The 19,834-nt window shown below is 64.7% G+C and carries 17 protein-coding genes; 8 read left to right on the forward strand and 9 right to left on the reverse strand.

Annotated elements, in window-relative coordinates; genetic code table 11:
- Positions 1 to 2 precede the first annotated feature (2 nt).
- The 4 genes from AC13FW_RS10320 to AC13FW_RS10335 all read left to right on the forward strand — a co-directional run bounded on the left by AC13FW_RS10320 (position 3) and on the right by AC13FW_RS10335 (position 5,189).
- Positions 3 to 1,337, forward strand: coding sequence for a D-tagatose-bisphosphate aldolase, class II, non-catalytic subunit (locus AC13FW_RS10320; RefSeq protein WP_482988989.1), 1,335 nt, complete (start codon positions 3 to 5; stop codon positions 1,335 to 1,337).
- Positions 1,338 to 1,363: 26 nt separating this feature from the next.
- Entirely contained in the window at positions 1,364 to 2,146 is a 783-nt protein-coding gene (locus tag AC13FW_RS10325; RefSeq protein WP_282270845.1) for a DeoR family transcriptional regulator, read from the forward strand.
- Positions 2,143 to 3,255, forward strand: coding sequence for an N-acetylglucosamine-6-phosphate deacetylase (gene nagA, locus AC13FW_RS10330; RefSeq protein ID WP_482988990.1), 1,113 nt, complete (start codon positions 2,143 to 2,145; stop codon positions 3,253 to 3,255). Before AC13FW_RS10325 ends, nagA begins: the two co-directional genes overlap by 4 nt.
- A 134-nt stretch (positions 3,256 to 3,389) precedes the next feature.
- Positions 3,390 to 5,189: an MFS transporter gene (locus AC13FW_RS10335; protein ID WP_481510338.1), complete on the forward strand. Its 1,800-nt coding sequence runs from the start codon at positions 3,390 to 3,392 to the stop codon at positions 5,187 to 5,189.
- A gap of 502 nt (positions 5,190 to 5,691) precedes the next feature.
- Here the strand turns inward: AC13FW_RS10335 and rplS are convergent.
- The 4 genes from rplS to rpsP form a co-directional block, all read right to left on the reverse strand.
- Positions 5,692 to 6,102 (reverse strand): 50S ribosomal protein L19, encoded by a 411-nt coding sequence (gene rplS, locus AC13FW_RS10340; RefSeq protein WP_057626601.1) that lies wholly within the window; start codon positions 6,100 to 6,102, stop codon positions 5,692 to 5,694.
- Between the two features lie 135 nt (positions 6,103 to 6,237).
- Positions 6,238 to 7,017 (reverse strand): tRNA (guanosine(37)-N1)-methyltransferase TrmD, encoded by a 780-nt coding sequence (gene trmD, locus AC13FW_RS10345; RefSeq protein ID WP_482988991.1) that lies wholly within the window; start codon positions 7,015 to 7,017, stop codon positions 6,238 to 6,240.
- A gap of 5 nt (positions 7,018 to 7,022) precedes the next feature.
- Positions 7,023 to 7,538 carry a ribosome maturation factor RimM gene (rimM, locus tag AC13FW_RS10350; protein WP_482988992.1) on the reverse strand — a complete coding sequence of 172 codons (516 nt, stop codon included), beginning with the start codon at positions 7,536 to 7,538 and terminating at the stop codon, positions 7,023 to 7,025.
- A 48-nt stretch (positions 7,539 to 7,586) separates the two neighbouring features.
- Positions 7,587 to 7,847, reverse strand: coding sequence for a 30S ribosomal protein S16 (gene rpsP, locus AC13FW_RS10355; protein ID WP_481614612.1), 261 nt, complete (start codon positions 7,845 to 7,847; stop codon positions 7,587 to 7,589).
- A 285-nt stretch (positions 7,848 to 8,132) separates the two neighbouring features.
- Here rpsP and AC13FW_RS10360 point away from each other — a divergent pair, with 285 nt between their 5' ends.
- Positions 8,133 to 8,345: a ParD-like family protein gene (locus AC13FW_RS10360; RefSeq protein ID WP_282273430.1), complete on the forward strand. Its 213-nt coding sequence runs from the start codon at positions 8,133 to 8,135 to the stop codon at positions 8,343 to 8,345.
- Entirely contained in the window at positions 8,342 to 9,133 is a 792-nt protein-coding gene (map, locus tag AC13FW_RS10365; RefSeq protein WP_296248947.1) for a type I methionyl aminopeptidase, read from the forward strand. Before AC13FW_RS10360 ends, map begins: the two co-directional genes overlap by 4 nt.
- Positions 9,134 to 9,338: 205 nt before the next feature.
- On the opposite strand, the gene AC13FW_RS10370 is transcribed toward map, so the two are convergent.
- Positions 9,339 to 11,432 (reverse strand): M13 family metallopeptidase, encoded by a 2,094-nt coding sequence (locus AC13FW_RS10370; protein ID WP_482988993.1) that lies wholly within the window; start codon positions 11,430 to 11,432, stop codon positions 9,339 to 9,341.
- A 310-nt stretch (positions 11,433 to 11,742) separates the two neighbouring features.
- Between AC13FW_RS10370 and AC13FW_RS10375 the strand changes: the two genes are divergently transcribed.
- Entirely contained in the window at positions 11,743 to 14,208 is a 2,466-nt protein-coding gene (locus AC13FW_RS10375; protein WP_482988994.1) for a mechanosensitive ion channel family protein, read from the forward strand.
- Positions 14,209 to 14,288: 80 nt separating this feature from the next.
- On the opposite strand, the gene AC13FW_RS10380 is transcribed toward AC13FW_RS10375, so the two are convergent.
- The 4 genes from AC13FW_RS10380 to baeS form a co-directional block, all read right to left on the reverse strand.
- The gene (locus tag AC13FW_RS10380; RefSeq protein ID WP_482988995.1) at positions 14,289 to 15,428 is read right to left on the reverse strand and encodes an MFS transporter; all 1,140 of its coding nucleotides are present in this window, start codon (positions 15,426 to 15,428) and stop codon (positions 14,289 to 14,291) included.
- Positions 15,429 to 15,487: 59 nt separating this feature from the next.
- Complete coding sequence (locus AC13FW_RS10385) at positions 15,488 to 16,276, reverse strand: DeoR/GlpR family DNA-binding transcription regulator (protein WP_482988996.1); 789 nt, start codon at positions 16,274 to 16,276, stop codon at positions 15,488 to 15,490.
- Positions 16,277 to 16,415: 139 nt separating this feature from the next.
- The gene (locus AC13FW_RS10390) at positions 16,416 to 17,132 is read right to left on the reverse strand and encodes a response regulator (protein WP_296248952.1); all 717 of its coding nucleotides are present in this window, start codon (positions 17,130 to 17,132) and stop codon (positions 16,416 to 16,418) included.
- Positions 17,129 to 18,517: a sensor histidine kinase efflux regulator BaeS gene (gene baeS / locus AC13FW_RS10395; protein WP_482988997.1), complete on the reverse strand. Its 1,389-nt coding sequence runs from the start codon at positions 18,515 to 18,517 to the stop codon at positions 17,129 to 17,131. The genes AC13FW_RS10390 and baeS overlap by 4 nt, the downstream gene beginning before the upstream one ends.
- 147 nt (positions 18,518 to 18,664) lie before the next feature.
- Between baeS and AC13FW_RS10400 the strand changes: the two genes are divergently transcribed.
- A complete protein-coding gene (locus AC13FW_RS10400) occupies positions 18,665 to 19,831 on the forward strand; it encodes an efflux RND transporter periplasmic adaptor subunit (protein ID WP_482988998.1) in 1,167 nt (388 codons plus the stop codon).
- Positions 19,832 to 19,834: the final 3 nt, after the last annotated feature.

Genomic DNA, 19,834 nt, shown 5'->3' on the forward strand with positions numbered 1-19,834 from the left:
CCATGTCACCGCTGCAATCCCTGCTCGCCTCTCATCGCCAAGGCCACAACGTCGGCCTGTACAGCGTCTGCTGCAGCAACGAACAGGTGTTGCGCGCGGCCATGCACGTGGCCGCGCAGCACGGCACCGTGCTGTTGATCGAAGCCACCTCCAACCAGGTCGACCAGTTCGGCGGTTACACCGGCATGACCCCGCCGCAGTACCGCGCCTATGTGGAAGCGCTGGCCGATGAAGAAGGATTCCCGCGCGCGCAGCTGATCCTGGGCGGCGATCACCTCGGTCCAAACGCCTGGCAGAAGCAGCCGGCCGCCGAGGCGATGGCCAATGCACGCGTGCTGATCCAAGCCTATGTCGCCGCCGGTTTCCACAAGATCCATCTGGACTGCAGCATGTCCTGCGCCGATGACCCGACCCCGTTACCCGATGCTACCGTCGCCGCACGTTCGGCCGAGCTGGCGGTCATCGCAGAAGCCACTGCCAAAGCCAATGGCCTGCCGCCGCCGGTCTATGTGATCGGTACCGAAGTGCCGATCCCCGGTGGTGAAGCCTCGCTGGCAGGCGGCCTGGCCGTAACCACGCCGGCCGCTGCCGCGCAGACCCTGGCCATCCACCAGCAGGCCTTCGACACGCCGGAACTGCGCGATGCCTGGCAACGCGTAATCGCGATGGTGGTGCAGCCGGGCGTGGACTTCGACCACAGCAGCGTGCACGAATACGACGCCGCCGCTGCCAGCGAGCTGGCGGACTTCCTCGAACAGCAGCCGCGCATCGTGTTTGAAGCGCACTCCACTGACTACCAGCGCGAGTCCGGCCTGCATGCATTGGTGCGCGATCACTTCGCGATCCTCAAGGTCGGCCCTGCCGCAACGTTTGCCTACCGCGAAGCGCTGTTCGCACTCGCCGCGATCGAAGCCGAACTGCTGCCAGATGCGCAGTGCTCCAGGCTGCCGCAGGTGCTGGAACAGGTGATGCTGGCCAAGCCGAAGAACTGGCAGGCGCATTACCACGGCGATGAAGCCAGCTTGCACCTGCTGCGTTCCTACGCCTTCAGCGACCGTTGCCGCTATTACTGGGGCGAACCGGAGCTGCTGCAGGCGGTGCAGACCCTGTTTGCCAACCTGGAACAGCACACCCCGCCGCTGGTATTGCTCAGCCAATACCTGCCCGGCCAGTACGTGGCCGTGCGCGAGGGCCAGTTGGCCGCCACGCCAGCGGCCCTGGTGCAGCATCGCGTCGGCCAGTGCCTGGGCGAATACGCGCGCGCCTGCAGCGCCAATCAGGCAGGTACGCGCAAGCAAAGCGAAAGTTTGCGCACCCAAAACCTTGCGAACGGTTAATCTCCGCTTTCAAACGCACACGAGAGCTGACCATGCGCAATACCCGTCCCCGCCGACAGCAGATCCTGCAACGCCTGATTGACCAGGGCTCGGTGCAGGTTGCCGAACTGGTTGACCAGTTCGGCGTGTCGGCGGTGACCATCCGTACCGACCTGGGCCACTTCGAGGCCCAGGGCCTGGCCACGCGCACCCACGGTGGCGCGACGCTGGTACGCATGCCGCCGCAGGAACAGGACATCCACGAGAAAGATGCGCTGAACCTGTCGCTGAAGGAATCCATCGGCATGCGCGCTGCGCAGCTGGTGCAACCCGGCGACAACATCATCATCGACTCCGGCTCCACCACCATGACGCTGGCCCGGCATCTGCGCGATCACCGCGATGTCACGGTGATGACCAACGGCTTGAACATTGCCTGGGAACTGGCCAACGCACCGGCGGTCAACGTACTGCTGACCGGCGGCCTGCTGCGCAAGCAGTCGCTGTCGCTGCAGGGCAGCCAGGCCGAAGCCAGCCTCACCTCCTACAGCTTCGACACCTTGTTCCTGGGCGTGGACGGCCTGGACCTGCAGTTCGGCCTGACCACCCATGACGAAGCCGAAGCCCGCCTCAATCACCGCATGGTCGAACGCGCACGGCGCATCGTGGTGCTCACCGACGCTTCGAAATTCGGCCGCGTCAGCCTGCACCGCATCGCTCGCCTCGACCAGATCCACGCCATCATCACCGATACCGGCATCGACGATGCCACCCGCGAGGGACTGCAGCGTCAGGGCATCGAAGTGATCACCGCCGAGCCACCGCTATGACCGCTACCCGCAGCCTGTACGGCCGCATCCTCACTCCCTTGGGCTGGCGCCGCGGCCACGTCCACTTCGACCAGCAGCTGCGCACGTTGGAAGTGGAAGACCACGCGGGTGATGGCGGCGATCTGCCCATCATCTTGCCCGGCTTCATCGACCTGCATGTGCATGGCGCAGCGGGCGTGGACTTGATGCAGGGCGGCGATGTCGCCCGCCGCATCGCCCACACCCATGCCCGCTACGGCACCACCACCCTGCTCGGCACGACCATGACCGCCGAGTACGGCGAGATCGAGAACGCCCTGCGCGGTGTAGCGCAGGTGATGGCGACGCCCGATCCGGATGCCGCACAGATCATCGGCGTGCATCTGGAAGGTCCCTTCATCAGCCCGCAGCGTTTGGGCGCACAGCCACCGCGGACGCTGGAGGCAACGCTGGAGTCGGTGCAGCACCTGCATGCCCTGGCCCCGATCAAGGTGCTGACGATCGCGCCGGAGATCGGCCAGCACACCGCTTTGATTCCGGCCTTGGCAGCGATGGGCATCCGCGTGCAGATCGGCCACAGCGCTGGCAGCTACGACGATGCGGTCGCCGCCTTGCAGGCTGGCGCGGTTGGCTTTACTCATCTGTTCAACGGCATGACCGGCGTCGATCACTACAAACCCGGTATCGCTGCTGCCGCCTTGGCACATGCCGAATACGCCGAACTGATTCCCGACCTGCAGCATGTGCATCGCGGCGCCATCCGCATGGCGGTGCGCGCGATCCCGCGCCTGTATGCCGTTACCGATGCCACCGCCGCCACCGGCATGCCCGATGGCGAATACGCGCTGGGCGAGCAGCGCGTGCACAAGTGCATGGGCTGCGTGCGGCTTTCAACCGGTTCGCTGGCCGGCAGCGCACTGACCATGGATCAGGCGTTGCGCAATCTGGTCGATGTCGGCCTCGAACTCGCCGACGCCTCGCAACGTGTTTCCACCATCCAGGCCGATTACCTGGGCCTGGAAGACCGCGGCCGTATCGCGCCAGGCCTGCGCGCGGACATGGTGGTGCTGGACCCGCAATTGAAGTTGCAACAGGTATGGATAGCCGGCAACCCGATCGACCCAAGCTGATCCGCTCCACGTAGTGCCGGGCCATGCTCGGCAAACCGCGCGGATGCGCGGCGCGATCCGGCAGCGCATACACCGGAACGAAGTGCAGCCGAGCATGGCTCGGCACTACAAAATCTTGCCCCAGGAACGCGCCGATGACAGACACCACTTTTGCCGTGCCCGCCAGCGACGCCGCGCCGCGTTGGCCCGTGCGCTATCTCCTTTTCATCGCCGGTCTTGGTGGTCTGCTGTACGGCATCGACATCGGCATCATTGCCGGCGCCCTGCCCTATCTGGAAGCCACCGCCAGCCATGCCTGGCAGCTCAGCAGCCAGCAGATGGGCTTCGTGGTTGCGGCCGTCTTGTTGGGCAGCGTGTTGTCGTCGCTGTTCGCCGGCATGATCGCCGACCTGATCGGCCGCCGTGGCGCGATGCTGCTGGCCGGCGTGCTGTTCACCGCCAGCATCCCGATCATGGCGTTGGCCTCCGGCTATACGCCACTGCTGCTCGGGCGCCTGCTGCAAGGCATCAGCGGCGGTCTGATCGGCGTTGTGGTGCCGCTGTATCTGGCCGAAGTGCTGGGACCGGAACGACGCGGTCGCGGCGCAGCGATGTTCCAGCTGCTGCTGACGGTTGGGCTGGTGCTGGCCGCCTTGATTGGCCTGTACCAGGCGCATTCGGTGGATGCAGCAACCGAGTCGGTGCGCAACCTGCCCCTGGTGCAGCAGGCACAGCATCTGTTCGCAGTGAAGGACCAGGCCTGGCGCACGATTTTCTGGACCTGCCTGCTGCCGGGCGTGGTGTTCTGCATCGGCCTGTTCTGGCTCAATGAATCACCGCGCTGGCTGGCACGCCGCGGCCGCATCGACGCCGCGCGCCGCGGCTTGCAGGCAACGCTGCCACCGTCGCAGGTGGAAGCCACGCTGGCACAGATCCAGAATCCAGTCATTGCGAAGGCGGAAGGCGAGCGCGATCGGCTTTTCAGCCGCCGCTACATGGTGCCGTTCGTACTGGCCTGCCTGGTGTTGGCGTTCACCCAGGCCACCGGCATCAACTCGATCCTCGCCTACGCGGTCAACATCCTCAACCAGGCCGGCCTGCCGGGTGCGGCAGCCAATGGCGCGGATGTGGCGATCAAGCTGCTCAATGTGATCATGACCCTCGTCGCCCTATTCCTGGTGGATCGCAAGGGCCGCAAGTTCCTGCTGATGATCGGCAGTGGCGGCATCTGTCTTGCCCTGCTGGCTGCGGCGATGCTGTTCTTCAAGGCCGAACAGGGCCGCGCCGATGTGCAGCAGGTATTGCAGCGTGCGGTGCAGGCAGATGGGCTGCAGTTGCAGCTGGATGCGGCGCAATGGCATCAGCTGGCCGGTACCCGCAATCGCGACGGGCAACCCTCGCAGCTGACGGTGTCGTGGAGCTATGGCGGCTTCAGCGATGTGCGTTCGCTGCGCAGTGACAACCCCAGCGATCAGCAGCTGTTGATCGAGCGCTCCAGCACCGTGCACGCCGACAGCGTGATTGGCCGTTTCTTCCGCAGCCTGCACCTGAATCCCTTCCCTGACCCGAGCGCCGCTGCCAATGCACCGCTGCGCATCGAGCAGGCCTGGATCGGCGCGGTGCCGCCGGCTTCGCATGGCTGGGCGGTGGCGGCCTGCATCCTGGTATTCGTTGCGTTCTTCGCGGTCGGCCCGGGCGTGTGCGTGTGGCTGGCCTTGTCGGAGTTGATGCCGAACCGCATCCGCTCGAACGGCATGAGCATCGCGCTGCTGATCAACCAGTTCGTATCAACCACGATCGCGGCGGTGTTCCTGCCGACAGTGGGCCACTACGGCTACGCCAGCATGTTCCTGTTCTGGGCGGCGTGCACGTTTGCCTTCTTCCTGATTGCGGCGTTCTGGCTGCCGGAGACCAAGGGCAAGACGCTGGAACAGATCGAGGCGCATTTCCGCTGAGTGGCGGTTGAGCTACACGCCAAAGCAGGAATCAAAAGCCCCCTCCTCCGCCCCCCGCCTTCGCGGGGGCAGGCTCTCCGGGCACCTTCTCCCGCAAGCGGGAGAAGGGAGAGCTGGGCTTTTCTGCTATCGGATGGTTGGCCGCGCAGAGCGCAAGCAATGCACCAGCCCCCAGCAATGCCAGCCGTCCCTTCTCCCGCCTGCGGGGTTAAGAACAGGCGTTCACGAGCCAAAGGCTCGTGACTGTTCGTACGCCCTGCGTGCTACGCAGGGCCGGGGCGCGGAGCGAAGTGCCCGGAGAGCCTGCCCCCGCGAAGGCGGGGGGCGGATGAGGGGGCTTCTACGCTTCTACGCTTCTACGCTTCTGAGGTTCTGAGGTTCTGAGGTTCAAAGCTTGAGAATCCCAAAGCGTCCCCAGCTTTCAACTTTCACCCAACCCCACAAACGCAAACGGCCACCCGAAGGTGGCCGTTGCTGCAAACAGGCTTGGCCTGTTGGCGGATTACTCGGCGGAAGCCTTGGCAGCCAGGCGAGCAGCCTTGGCCTGCTGGGCAGCAGCCAAATCTTCCTTGATGCGGGCAGCCTTGCCTTCCAGGCCACGCAGGTAGTACAGCTTACCGGCGCGAACCTTACCGCGACGCTTCACTTCGACCGAGTCGATGATGGCGCTGTGGGTCTGGAAGACGCGCTCAACGCCGTAGCCGTGCGAGATCTTGCGCACGGTGAAAGCGGAGTTCAGGCCAGCATTCTTGGTGCCGATGACGACGCCTTCGTATGCCTGCACGCGCTCACGGTTGCCTTCCTTGACCTTCACGTTCACCACGACGGTGTCGCCCTGGCTGAACTTCGGCAGTTCGCGGGTGATCTGGGCGGATTCGAATTCCGCGACGATGGACTTGTTCAGCTTGCTCATTGGGTTACACCGATTGTTCGGGGTGGGCGTGTCGGTATCGACAGCTTAGGCTCATACAGTCGCCGGATTGCGCTGCACGTTATTGTTCTGGCTCCTCGTCAAGCCATTCAGCCGACGGGAACTCGTAATTCTAACTTACTGTTCGCCCTCGGCGCCAGTAGCTTGTTTGAACGAATCTACAAGCGTCTGCTTGGCTTCGGCCAGCAGCTTGCGGTCGGCCTTGTTCAGGCCGGCCTCGTCCAGCAGGTCCGGGCGCCGCAACGCCGTGCGCAGCAAGGATTGCTGGCGGCGCCAGGCGGCAATGGCGGCGTGGTTGCCGGAACGCAGCACGTCCGGCACATCCCCCAGCGCGTGGCTGGCCGGATGGCTGTAGTGCGGGCAGTCCAGCAGGCCATCGCCTTCAAAACTGTCCTGGACCGCCGATTCGGCGTCGTTCAGAGCACCGTCCTGCAGGCGGGTGACCGCGTCGATGATCACCGCCGCACCCAGCTCACCGCCGGACAGCACGTAATCGCCGATGGAGATCTCCTCGTCCACCTCGCCAGCCAGGAAACGCTCGTCCACGCCCTCGTAGCGACCACAGAGCAGGATCATCCGCGGCAAGGCCGCCAGCTCGCGCACCTTGGCCTGGTCCAGCGGCCTGCCCTGGGGGCTCAGGTAGATCACCGGTGCCGGCGTCGGATCGGCCTCACGCGCCGCTGCCAGCGCTGCACGCAAGGGCTCGATCAGCATCACCATGCCCGGGCCGCCACCGAAGGGACGGTCATCCACCCGGCGGTAATTGCCCTCGGCATAGTCGCGCGGGTTCCAGCCATGCAGCTCCAGCAGGCCCCGCTCCTGCGCACGCCCGACCACGCCCAGCGCGGCCGATTGGGCAAGGAATTCAGGGAACAGGCTGATGACGTCTACACGCACAGGCTTTAGAACTCCGGATCCCAGTCGACCACGATCAGGTTGGCGTCGAAATCCACGGATTTGACGAAGTCGCCCATCACGAACGGAATCATCCGCTCACGGTCGCCACGGGTAACCAGCACGTCGTTGGAGCCGGTACTGAACAGATGCGAGGCAATACCCAGCTTGACGCCTTCGATGGTCTGCACGTCCAGGCCTTCCAGGTCGACCCAGTAATACTCGTCCGCGCTCGGCGGCGGCAAGGCGCTGCGGGCAACGTAGATCTCGGTCCCGCGCATGGCCTCAGCCACGTCGCGGTCGGTCACACCCGGGAAGTTCGCCACCAGGGTCTTGCCCGAATCACGGCCACGCACGCCAGTCAGCTCGGATTCCTGACCCGCAGGGGTACGCAGGATCCAGGGCTGGTATTTGAAAATGGCGGAACGCGGCTCGGTCCAGGACTCAAGCTTCAGTTCGCCGCGCACACCAAAAACGCCGGCAACCCTGCCCAGCAGGATCCGGCGCTCGATATCTTTCTTCATATAGCAGTCGGGGGGGGGGGGGGCGCGGCCCCCCCCCCCCCGCCAGGATCAGGCCGCAGCGGCCTGGGCCTTGGTCGCTTCCTTGTACAGGTTGCGAACCTTGTCGGTCATCTGGGCGCCGTTGGCGATCCACTTGTCGCAAGCAGCGATATCCAGCACAACGCGCTGCTCGCCACCCTGTGCAACCGGGTTGTAGTAACCGACGCGCTCGATGTTGCGGCCGTCGCGGGCGCTACGGACGTCGGAAACGATGATGTGGTAGAACGGACGCTTCTTGGCGCCGCCGCGGGTCAGTCGAATCTTGACCATTGTGGTGTTTTCCTATGTTGCCCAGTCGCCAGGATGGCGCGGTAAGCCGGCGATTATAGCGACCACCCCGCTCCATTCCAACCCCGCCCCTGATCGGGAACCTGAACCAGCCTCAGCGCTCACCTTCCGCCAGCGCTGTCGGTGCATCCTTCGCAGCCAGCCCGGCTGGCGACCCATCGAATTTCACGCCTGGCCATGCCCGCCGAGCTCCCCCCTTCTGTCTCGTTCAGCACCCCGGGCATATGATTCGCATATGAATCATATATTCAACTCAAGGGGCAACCGATGGGCATCGTGAACATCGACGACGAACTGCACGACAACCTGCGCAAGGCCAGCACCGTGTCTGGTCGCTCGATCAACGCCCAAGCCGGGTTCTGGATCAGGATCGGCATGCTTTGCGAACTCAACCCGCAGCTGAGTTTCCAGGAACTGGTGGCGCGCGAACTCGCGGCTGCCGGGGTAAGCCCAGCGGGCATGCGGATGGCGGAAGCATGATCAAGCAGCCGCATGAGCTGGTATTGATGGCCGAATCCGGGCGCCTGCTGGCGTCGGTGTTCGAAGCACTGAACCAGCTGCCGCTGGAAGGCATGAGCACGCTGCAGGTAAACGACTGGGTCGAGCGTTTCATCGTCGACCGCTTGCAGGCACGCCCGGCCAGCAAGGGCCAGTATGGCTTCGCCTATGTGCTCAACAGCTCCATCGATACCGTTGTCTGCCACGGCGTGCCGTCATCGAAGGACATTCTCCGCAGCGGCAGCATCGTCAACCTGGACATCACCCTGGAGAAGAACGGCTACATCGCCGATTCCAGCCGCATGTTCCTGATCGGCGAGGTAAGCCATCAAGCCAAGCGTCTGGTGCGCGTCACCAACGAGGCCATGTGGAAGGGCATCGCCACGGTGCGCCCCGGCGCAACCCTGGGCGACATCGGCTTTGCGATCAACCGCCACGCCAAGGACGCCGGCTATTCGGTGGTGAAGGAGTACTGCGGCCACGGTATCGGCCGCGAAATGCACGAAGAGCCGCAGGTGCTGCATTACGGGCATCGTGGCGCCGGGCTCGAACTGCAGGCCGGCATGACCTTCACCATCGAGCCGATGATCAACCAGGGCCGCGCGGCGATCGACAACCACGACGATGGTTGGACCGTGACCACGCGCGATGGAAAGCTGTCAGCGCAGTGCGAACATACCGTCGAGGTAACGGAAACCGGCGTACGCGTACTGACCCTGCGCGATGAGGAGCGGGCCACCGCACAGAAGCTGCTGGGTGCAGTCGCGTAGGACGCGCTTTTGTGGGAGCGGCGTCAGCCGCGAAGCTGGTGCTGCTGAAGTTGCCAGCAGCTGTGCGACCTGATGATCTATCTGCTTCGCGGCTTACGCCGCTCCTACAAAAAGCAGGCAGCTCGCCGCCAATGTCATCAGCCAAAAAGAAGGCCCGGCATTGCCGGGCCTTCTTCATTCACAGATCACGATCAAGCAACCGCAATCACCAGATCACAACCCGCTTGTCGTCGGCACGCACCATCGCATCGCCGGCCTTGCACTGGAACGCGGCGGCATACGACGGCATGTTCGACGGCGCACCGTTGGCACGGAAGTTGGCCGGTGCGTGCGGATCGGTGTTCAGGCGCACGCGCAGTTCGCCATCGGTGAAGTTGCGGCGCCACACGGTGGCCCAGTTCATGAAGAAGCGCTGGTCCTGGGTGTAGCCATCAACCGGCACGTTGAGCTTCGCGTCTTCCTTCAGCGCCATCTGCAGCGCGTCGTAGGCAACGGTCAGGCCACCGAGATCACCGATGTTCTCGCCCAGGGTCAGCTTGCCCTTGACGTTCACGCCCGGCAGCGACTCGTAACCGTCGAACTGCGCGACCAGCTGGTCGGTGCGGCTGTTGAACGCGTTGCGATCAGCATCGGTCCACCAGTTGTCGAAGTTGCCATTGGCGGCGAACTGGCTGCCCGAGTCGTCATAGCCGTGCATCATTTCGTGGCCGATGACCGCACCGATGCCGCCGTAGTTCAGCGCCGGATCGGCCTTGGCATCGAAGAACGGCGGCTGCAGGATCGCGGCCGGGAACACGATTTCGTTCTTGGTCGCGTTGTAATAGGCATTCACCGTCTGCGGGGTCATGCCCCACTCGGTCTTGTCCACCGGCTTGCCGATCTTGGCCAGCATGTAGCGGTAGTTGAACGCCTGCGCCGCCTGCATATTGCCCAGGTAGCTGTCGCTGTTGGTGGTCAGGCCGGAGAAATCACGCCACTTGTCCGGGTAACCGATCTTCGGGGTGAAGCTGGCCCACTTCTCCAGCGCCTTCTTCTTGGTGTCCTCGCCCATCCACGGCAGGCTTTCCAGGCGCGCCTTCAGCGCGACGGACAGGTTCTCCACCAGGTGCTGCATGGCCACCTTGGATTCGGCCGGGAACACCGCGTCCACGTACAGCTGGCCCAGTGCTTCCCCCATCGAGCCATTCACCGAATCCAGCACGCGCTTCCAGCGCGGCTGCATTTCCTGCTGGCCGCGCAGGGTCTTGCTGAAGAAGTCGAAGTTGGCCTGCTCGAAGTTCTTGCTCAGGTACGGGGCGGCGTTGTCCACGGTGTGGAAGCGCAGGTAGGCCTGCCAGGTGGCCGCGGGCACGTCGGCCAGCATGGTGTTCAGTTCGTTGAAGAAGCCCGGCTGGGCCAGCGAGAACTTGTCCTTGGCCGGGATCTGCAGCGTGTCGAACAGCGCGGTCCAGCTGAAGTTCGGGGTCTGCTTGTCGGCATCGGCGGCGCTGACCGGGTTGTAGCGCTTGGACGGGTCACGCAGCTCGATGCGCGACAGCGACGCCTTGGCCAGGCGGGTTTCGAAATCCATTACCGCCTTGGCCTGCTCCTTGGCCTGCGCGGCATCGACGCCGGACAGGGTCAGCAGCTGTTCGATGTAGGCCACATAAGCCTCGCGGATCTTGGCCTGCGATTCGTCGAAGTAATAGCCCTTTTCCGGCAAGCCCAGGCCGCCCTGGCCGACATAGGCGATGACGTTGGCCGAATCCTTGAAGTCCGGGCTGGCGTGCAGCGAGAACAGGAAGCCATTGCCCTGCGCATGGGCATCACGCAGGTAGCCGGTGATGGCGGCGCTGTCATTCAGCGCGGCGATCTTGTCCAGTTCCGGCTGCAGCGGCTTGATGCCGGCAGCCTCGATGGCCGCCTCGTCCGAGCCGGTCTTCCAGATGTCGCCGATCTTGGCTTCGTTGGAACCTGCTGCAGCCTTGCCAGCGGCCGCCTGCTGGACCAGCGCGTGCTGCACTTCCAGCGAGCGCTCACGCAGGATCTCGAAGCTGCCCCAGGTGGTCTGGTCGCCCGGCACCGGGTTGGCCTTGAGCCACTTGCTGTTGACGAAGCCGTTGAGGTCGGCACACGCCTGCACGGCTGGATCCAGATCGGCGGCGTTGAGCGAGATCAGCTGGGTCTTGAGCTGTGACTGGTCGAACGCGACCTTGGCTTCGGCAGCCGGCGCGGCAGGCGCTTCGGTCTTGCCACAGGCGGCGAGCGAGGCAGCGATTGCAACCGTCAGGGACAACGGGACGAGCTTGGAAAACGACATGGACATCTCCGGCCAAACAGGGAAAAGGCCATGCAACTGCATGGCACAACCGACGAGCGTAGGGGATCACGGCCATCGACGGATAGGCCAAAGGTCACGCAACAACCTCGCGACAGGCGTCGCAACGCCCCCTCCGCAGCCAATGGAAAACCGGCGTCCTGGTATGAGCACCTCCATGCCCGCCCCTCCACCAGCCGCCAAAACCAGGCACGTTTCCCAATACCGGCTGGCCCAGCCAGCGCCCACCGGACACACGCTGTGCCAAACTCCGGCAACGTGGATCGGAGCATCCACCTGCCGGGAGTCGCCCATGCTTTGGCTGCGCGCAGTAGTGTTCTGTTTCGCCTCGGTCTGCTGCCATGTCGCCCACGCACAGGCAACGCATCCGCTCGACCCGGGCACGACGGCCGCACCCGCAGCGCCAACGGCAAGCACTCCCGAGCCCGTCGATACCGCACTGATCGTGACCCGCGCTGATACCGATGAGCGCCTGGCGATTGCCGCCATCGAGCTGGCTGGCCAACCAGATCCCATCATCGCGCTGGCACCCACGCTCGAGGACATCACCCGCTCGGTTGACCTGCGCCGACAGGCCTTGTCCCCTGCCCAGCTGCGCAGGGTGCCGATCATGCGCCTTGAAAGCCTCGATCGACATTGGCAGTTCGACAGCAAGCGATTCACGCGCTGGCGCGACGCGCTGCAGATCGCCACCGCCCCCTATGCCGAGGATGCCGCCGAACTCGCGCAGCGTCGTGCCAGCTGGCAAGCAACACGGCAGCAGCCGAGCAGCATTCCGCCACTGCTGCTCGGTCGCATCGATGCCGTGATAACCCGCCTGACCGAAGCCGAGCAGGCGCTTGCCGGTCCGCTTTCACGGCAGATGGAACTCAGCGCGCGCGCCAATGCCATGGAGGTGCGGCTGCAATCAGGCCACGCTGCGGTCACCGATGCCATCAGCTACCTCGACCATCAGCTGCTGCAGGTGGATTCGCCACCGCTCTGGCGGATCGATACGGATTCCCCCGACCAGCGCGCAGCGGCCAGCGACGCACTCAGCTCGGGCCTGCAGATAGAACTCGAGTTCAGCCGCGCCTATCAAAGCGAACACCGCCACACGCAGATCCTGTTCCACACAATCCAGGTACTGCTACTGCCGTTGCTGCTGTGGGCCCGACGCTATGGTCGTCGAGCAAACGTCAACAACAGCATCGACGCCGCCACCCAGCGCGTGCTGGCGCGGCCCTGGTCAACCTGGTTGCTGCTGTCCACGGTCGCCATGCTGGTACTGGAGCCCGATGCGCCATTGCTGACCCTGCAGGCGGGCATGTTGTTCGCCTTGGTCCCGGTACTGCGCCTGCTGCCGCCCGCGAGCAAGCGCCTGCTTGGGCATTGGCCGCTGGTCGCATCGCTGCTGTACCTGCTTGCCGGGCTGGGTTTCTTCTTCCTGTCGAGCAATACCGCCTTCCGCGTGTATACGCTGGCGCTGACCCTGGTGGCCATGGTGCTGACCGGCGTCGTGCAATGGCGGGCCTACCGCGCCGGTCACGCACGCACAACCGGCAGGACCGGGCAGCTGCTGCGTGCAGCGGCCTGGGGCGCGCAGGGCCTGTTCGCGGTCTCCCTGCTTGCCAATATCCTGGGCAACCGCACGCTGGCGGAAATGCTGACCAGCGCGATCATCGACAGCGCCTACTTCGGCCTGCTGCTCTATGTCGGTATCGCAGTATTGCTGAGCTTGTTGCACCTGCTGCTCAGCAGGCCCAGCCTGGCGCGCTACCGGCTTACCCGCGATCACGCGCCGCCATTGCTTTCCCTGCTGGCCCGAGTGGGCGTTTTTGCCGCGGTTGTTGGCTGGATCGTCTATGCGATGGACAGCTTCCGCATCCTGCGGCCGACCTATGCAGTCCTCGGCAAGGTGCTGTCGCATGAATTTTCCTTTGGAGAATTCAGCTTGTCGCTCGGCCATGTGCTGGCCTTCATCGCCGCAATCACCATCGCCTTCTGGGCTGCCCGGGTTACCCGCCTGCTGCTGCAGGACATACTCCAACATGGCACCAGCGTGTCGCGCGGCATTGGCAACAGCATCGCCTCGCTGGCCTCGTATGCGGTACTGATGCTGGGCGTGGTGATCGCGCTGTCGGCGGCCGGCTTCAAGGGCAGCCAGCTGGCGCTGCTGTTCGGTGCATTGGGCGTTGGTATCGGATTTGGCCTGCAGAACGTTGTCAACAATTTCGTGTCCGGCTTGATCCTCATGTTCGAGCGACCGATCCAGCCCGGCGATGTGGTCGAGGTCGGCCCCATCAACGGCCGCGTCCGTGACATCGGCATGCGCTCCACCCGCATCAAGACCTTCGATGGCGCCGACGTGGTGGTGCCCAATGGCACCTTGCTGTCCGAGCCGCTGGTCAACTGGACGCTGCTCGACCGCAACCGGCGCATGGAAGTGAATGTCGGTGTTGCCTACGGCAGCGATCCTCAACAGGTGCTTGGACTGCTGTCCCGCTGCGCCGGGCAGACACCCGGTGTCGCCACCGAACCTGCCGTCGTCGCCTTGTTCGTTGGCTTTGGTGCCAGCTCACTGGACTTCAGCGTACGTGCCTGGACGCGCGACTACGACCATTGGCTCAACATCCGCAGCGAGCTGATCACCCGTATCCACGCGGCACTGCAGGAGGCGGGAATCGACATTCCCTACCCACAGCAGGATGTGCATGTGCGCAGCCTGCCGAAAGCCGCGATGGATGCTTCGACCGAGCCACCACCAAGCGTCGCGTGAGCATCGCTTGCGCAGGCAGGCTGCAATGCCGGGCTCAACAGCGCGCGCCCGCTCCCATCGAGCCAGCGGGATAGCCGCCCTCAACGCACCCGCAGCAGCGAACCAATCACCGCGACAAGCGCAAGCGCCGCCGCTGCCATCAGGAACGCAGCCGGCAGCGACCACTGCTGGGCAATGAAGCCGATTGCCGCCGGGCCCAGCAGCACGCCTGCATAGCCCATGGTGGTGACTGCGGGAATGGCAACGCTCTCGGGCATGCGGGTCTGGCGCCCTGCAAGGCTGAACATCACCGGCACGATGTTGGCGCAGCCAATGCCGACCAGCGCGTAGCCAAGCAAGGCCACGCCGAAGCTCGGCACCAGCGTCGCCAGTACAAACCCGCCACACGCTAGCAAACCACCCAGCAGCACCGCCATGCTCGGCCCAAGCTGGTTCACCAGCCGGTCGCCGAACAGGCGCGCGGCAGTCATGGCGATGTTGAAGGCGACAAAGCCCCAGCCAGCATGGGCCAGCTCAACGCTGCGCACCTCATGCAGGAACACCGCACTCCAATCCAGCATCGAGCCTTCGGCCAGGAAGCTGATGAAGCATACGGCGCCAATCACGATCACCACGCCACGCGGCAGGGCGAAGCTGCCCTCGCCCTGCTCGGCGCATTCGCTGCGCCACCAGCGCGATGACAGTGCCGTGATCGCCAACACGCCAGCGGCCACCACCAAGGTCGGCAACAAGGCGCCGCCGCCAATCGACAGCAGCAACGTCACCAAAGCCGCACCGGACAGCGCGCCGATGCTGTAGAAGGCGTGGAAGCCAGACATCATCGCGCGGCCGGACTCACGCTCCACCACCACCGCCTGGATGTTCATCACGCAGTCCATGGCACCGATGCCTGCGCCGAACACCAGCAACACGATGCCGATGCTCACCGGCGTGGATGCAACCGCCAACAAAGGCAGCATCAATACCATCATCAGCACGGTCACCAGCATCACCGTCCGGCAACCATGACGCGCCGCCAGCATGCCAGCCAGCGGCATGGACAACAGCGAGCCCAGGCCCAGGCACAGCAGCAGCACGCCCAGCAATGCGTCATCTAGACCCGCGCGGGCCTTGGCGAACGGCACCAGCGGCGCCCAGCATGCAATCGCGAAACCGGGGACGAAGAAGGCTGCGCGCGTGGCCATCTGCTGGCTGCGCTGGATGATCTGCTGTTCGGTCATGGAAACGCCGGTAAAAGGAGGGACGGACGAAGCCGCTCGCGGCAACGAGAAAACAAGGATCAGGCTGCGTCGACCGGCACCAGATGCAACTGCATCTGCCCCGCCATGAACTGCTCGCGGAGTTCGGCAGACAGGTCCGCGGCGACGACAAGATGGTCCACCTGCGCAAGCGTGCCGATACGGTATGTGGCACGCGTACCGAGCTTGCCCGCGCCGGCAACGATGATCGTCACGCCGCTGGCCTGGATCATCGCCTGCTTGAACGCCGCCTCTTCAGCACTGTTACCCCAGACTCCGGTTTCCGGGTCCAGCGCACAGATACCAGGGATGCAGACGTCCACCTGCAGATCGGCAAGCTGCCGTTGCGCGCTCCCGCCGATGGCACCACCACTTGCCCTGTCCACGCGACCACCGATCATCACGACTTCGGCAACCGGGTCATCGCACAACACCGCGGCAACCGTGGGGGCGTTGGTGACCACCGTAATTGGCACGCCGCGCAGCGCCTGGGCGATCTCGACATTGGTGGAACCAGCGTCCAGCAGCACCGTCTGCCCCGCCTGCAGCAACGATGCTGCGTGGCGCGCCAGCACGCTGCGTTCACCGTCATGGCGCTGCATCCGCTGTGACAATGCATCGAAGTGCGCGGTGGGCAGCAGGGCGCCGCCGTACACCTTGCGGCACATGCCCTTGCTCGCCATGTCCCGCAGGTCACGGCGAATGGAATCCTCGGACACCCCGAAACGCACCGCAAGGTCACTGGCGACCACGCGGCCATTGGCCTTCAGCAATGCCTGGATCCGTTGCTGGCGCTCCTGCGGCAGCACCTCATTGTTGTGGAAATCCATGGGGTCAGAGCTTCCGTCGGCAGCGAAGTCGGTGCTGAGCGATGGCGGACGGGATGCCCAGCCAGTTCCAGCACAGCTGGCACAATAATGCATAAATAAGCACAAACGTGCAACTTCGTGCAAACCGGCAGAACACCCATCAGGGTCGGGGGTCCGGCTCCCTGTCCGGCAGCTCGAAGCTGTAACCCGCTCCGTAGATAGAGCGCACCCCGTCCCCCTGCATGCCCGCCTCACGTAGACGACGGCGAAGATTGCGCACATGACTGTCCACGGTACGGTCAGTCACCACCCGGTGATCACTGTAGAGATGATTGAGCAGCTGCTCGCGCGACCACACCCGGCCCGGACTGCCCAGCAAGGTCCGCAGCAGGCGGAATTCGACAACCGTCAGGTCCAGTACGCGGCCGTGCAGGAACGCGCGGCCGCCGTCTTCATCGATGACCAGGCCTGCCTGCCGTGGCTCAGTCGGTCCCTGCCGGTAACGGCGCAGCACCGTTCCCACCCGTGCCACCACTTCCTTGGGACTGAACGGTTTGCACACGTAGTCGTCAGCCCCGACCTCCAGCCCGAGCAGACGATCGATCTCCTCCACCCGCGCTGTCACCATGATCACCGGCACATCGCTTTCGGCGCGGATAGCGCGGCACAGCGTCACACCGTCGTGGCCCGGCAGCATCAGGTCCAACAACACCAGATCGGGCCGACGCGCACGGAACGCAGCCATCGCCAGGTCACCATCAGCCACCCAGTCGCTGCGATACCCGGCTGCATGCAGGTAATCACGCAGCACCGCGGCCAGTCGCGGTTCGTCCTCGACGATAAGTACTTCATTGGAAGTTCCGGCCGTCGTGTTCATGCGTGCAGTGGCAGCTCAACCACGATGGCCAACCCGCCCAGCGTGGATGCCTCCGCATGGATGGCTCCACCGTGGGCCAGCACGATGTTGCGGCAGATCGCCAGGCCCAGGCCGCTGCCACCACTGGCCCGGTTGCGTGAGGCGTCCACCCGGTAGAACCGCTCGAACAGACGCCCGCGCTTGTCCTCCTCCACGCCTGGAGCGCTGTCCTCGACGGTCACCCGTACCTGCCGCTCATCGTGCTGGGCATGCACCGCCACGCTGCCGCCGCGCTCGGTGTAGCGCAATGCGTTCTCCAGCAGGTTGGCGAACAGTTGCTGCAACCGTCGCTCATCGCCCAGCACCGGCATCGGGCCTGGCGCTGAAGACACCACCAGCGCCAGTCCTGCATCGCTGGCCCGCGCACGCATGCCGTCCGCCGTCGCCCGCAGCACCGCGTCCAGGTCCAACGGCAGGCGCTCGTAGGCCAGTTCGCCGGACTGGGTCAACGCAAGTTCGTGCAGGTCGTCGATAAGCTTGCCCAGTTGCCGCACCTCGCCCTGCAACGGTGACAATGTCGCCGCGCTCATCGGCCGGATCCCGTCCTGGATGGCTTCCAGTTCCGCACGCAGTACCGACAGCGGCGTGCGCAGCTCATGCGAGATGTCGGCCATGAACTCGCGCCGGTTACGCTCGCTGTGTTCCAGTGTCCCGGCCATGCGGTTGAAATCCTGTGCAAGTCGGCCCAGTTCGTCGTCAGCGCCGGGCACGATGCGTGTGGCGTAATCACCGCTGGCAAGCCGGTGCGTCGCCGCGCCCATGCCCTGGATGCGCCTGCGCAGGGGACGGGTCAACAACCACGCCAATGTCCCGGCTACCAGCACCGAAACAATGCTGATCGCCCACCAGCGCCGCACCTGCGCCTCCATGAAACGCTGCTCGTTGCGCTCCAATATCTTCTGGAACGGCACCATGGCCAACCAGCCCACGGTCCGCCCTTCCACCACGATAGGGCGGGTGATCGCACCTTCGTCCACGTCGGCGTTGCCGATCACCCGTCGGTGCTGCGCATCCAGCAGCGCGAAACGGGCGGCCGCGCCGGTCTGGTCCGACAACGGCGGCGCACTCAGCAAGGCTTCGCTGGCAATCGGATCACCGATGTGGGGGCGGATCAAGCGCAGCCAGACCTTGCGCTGGCCGCGCACGAATTCCCAATTGCCGTGTTCGGCGTATTCGGCCTGCAGCCGTGGCAACAACAGCTCCATGCGGCCGATGCCCTGGCCATTGAGGTAGCCGAGGAAGCCTCTCTCGAACACCCACTTGCCGGCCACACCGTTGACCAACAAGGTGACCGCGCACATCAACAACATGGCGCAGAAGATCTTGGCGGCGATTCCGGGTTTCATGGTGATTGGGCGAGAACGCGGGATGACGGGGTTGCCCCATTAGCGGCGCGCAGCCACCACGATGCAAGCCCATGCCTGCAATCTCCATATTTGCTGCACATTTGCCGCGCACGCTGGCGTCACCTGGAAATCACCGAGTGCCGCCCCATGCCCGTTGCAGCCACATCCCGCGCTGTCCTTGTCCTGCTGGCCTGCTGCGTGCTCGCCGCCTGTTCGTCCAGGCAGGATGCACCAGCCAAGGAGGTGACTGTCACAGTGCAGCCGATCACTGCCCAGCGAGTGGCCATGGAGCAGACATTGCCGGGCCGGACGGTTGCGTTCATGACTTCGGAAGTACGCCCGCAGGTGGGCGGCATCATCCAGAGGCGGCTGTTCACCGAGGGCGAACAGGTAAAGGCAGGCCAAGTGCTTTACCAGGTTGATCCGGCCAGTTACCAGGCCGTATACGACAATGCGCGCGGCAACCTGGCGCAGGCCGAGGCAGCGGTGATCTCGGCCCGCCCCAAGGCCAGCCGATACGAAAGCCTGGTCAAGGTCGATGCGGTCAGCCGGCAGGACGGCGACGATGCACTGGCCGCCCTGCGCCAGGCCGAAGCTGCGGTGGTGGCCGCCCGTGCCGCGGTCCAGAGCGCGCGCATAAACCTGGACTACACCCGCATCGCCGCACCGATCAGCGGCCGCATCTCGACCTCCACCTACACCCCAGGCGCTCTGGTTACCGCTGGGCAGACTGCCGCCCTCACCACCATCCAGCAGATGGATCCAATCTACGTGGATGTGAGCCAGACCAGCGCCCAACTGCTGGCATTGCGTAAGCAGTTGGCTTCCGGCGCACTGCAATCAGTGGATGGCAAGGCCGAGGTCAGCGTCACCCTGGAGGACGGCAGTACCTATGCGCACACCGGCACCCTGGAGTTCGTGGGTACCGCAGTGGACACCGGCACCGGCAATATCACCCTGCGCGCCGTGCTGCCAAATCCAGACGGCCTGTTGTTGCCCGGCATGTACGTGCGCGCGGTACTGCCCATGGCCATCAACGACAACGCCATCCTCGTGCCGCAGAGCACGGTCACCCGCAACACGAAGGGCGAAGCCACCGTCAAGCTGGTGGACGTCGACGGCAAGGTAGTCGAGCAGGTTGTGACGTTGGGCGATGCCGTTGGCAACCAATGGATGGTCAGCGCGGGCCTGAAAGCCGGACAGCAGCTGATCGTGGCCAACGGCAGCAAGGCCGGCAGCGGACAAACGGTCAAGGTGCAGACGGCCACTGGCACAGCCGCGCAACCCGCCACCGCCATTCCCGCCGCCAAATAAGGA

The sequence above is a fragment of the Stenotrophomonas sp. 21LCFQ19 genome, from assembly GCF_056861425.1.

What these genes read in the sequence shown, in the direction of transcription:
- AC13FW_RS10320 (WP_482988989.1), top strand. Translation starts at nt 3, where the DNA reads ATGTCACCGCTGCAATCCCTGCTCGCCTCTCATCGCCAAGGCCACAAC.
- nagA (WP_482988990.1), top strand. Translation starts at nt 2,143, where the DNA reads ATGACCGCTACCCGCAGCCTGTACGGCCGCATCCTCACTCCCTTGGGC.
- AC13FW_RS10335 (WP_481510338.1), top strand. Translation starts at nt 3,390, where the DNA reads ATGACAGACACCACTTTTGCCGTGCCCGCCAGCGACGCCGCGCCGCGT.
- rplS (WP_057626601.1), bottom strand. Translation starts at nt 6,102, where the DNA reads ATGAGCAAGCTGAACAAGTCCATCGTCGCGGAATTCGAATCCGCCCAG.
- rimM (WP_482988992.1), bottom strand. Translation starts at nt 7,538, where the DNA reads ATGAAGAAAGATATCGAGCGCCGGATCCTGCTGGGCAGGGTTGCCGGC.
- rpsP (WP_481614612.1), bottom strand. Translation starts at nt 7,847, where the DNA reads ATGGTCAAGATTCGACTGACCCGCGGCGGCGCCAAGAAGCGTCCGTTC.
- AC13FW_RS10360 (WP_282273430.1), top strand. Translation starts at nt 8,133, where the DNA reads ATGGGCATCGTGAACATCGACGACGAACTGCACGACAACCTGCGCAAG.
- map (WP_296248947.1), top strand. Translation starts at nt 8,342, where the DNA reads ATGATCAAGCAGCCGCATGAGCTGGTATTGATGGCCGAATCCGGGCGC.
- AC13FW_RS10370 (WP_482988993.1), bottom strand. Translation starts at nt 11,432, where the DNA reads ATGTCGTTTTCCAAGCTCGTCCCGTTGTCCCTGACGGTTGCAATCGCT.
- AC13FW_RS10375 (WP_482988994.1), top strand. Translation starts at nt 11,743, where the DNA reads ATGCTTTGGCTGCGCGCAGTAGTGTTCTGTTTCGCCTCGGTCTGCTGC.
- AC13FW_RS10380 (WP_482988995.1), bottom strand. Translation starts at nt 15,428, where the DNA reads ATGACCGAACAGCAGATCATCCAGCGCAGCCAGCAGATGGCCACGCGC.
- AC13FW_RS10385 (WP_482988996.1), bottom strand. Translation starts at nt 16,276, where the DNA reads ATGGATTTCCACAACAATGAGGTGCTGCCGCAGGAGCGCCAGCAACGG.
- AC13FW_RS10390 (WP_296248952.1), bottom strand. Translation starts at nt 17,132, where the DNA reads ATGAACACGACGGCCGGAACTTCCAATGAAGTACTTATCGTCGAGGAC.
- baeS (WP_482988997.1), bottom strand. Translation starts at nt 18,517, where the DNA reads ATGAAACCCGGAATCGCCGCCAAGATCTTCTGCGCCATGTTGTTGATG.
- AC13FW_RS10400 (WP_482988998.1), top strand. Translation starts at nt 18,665, where the DNA reads ATGCCCGTTGCAGCCACATCCCGCGCTGTCCTTGTCCTGCTGGCCTGC.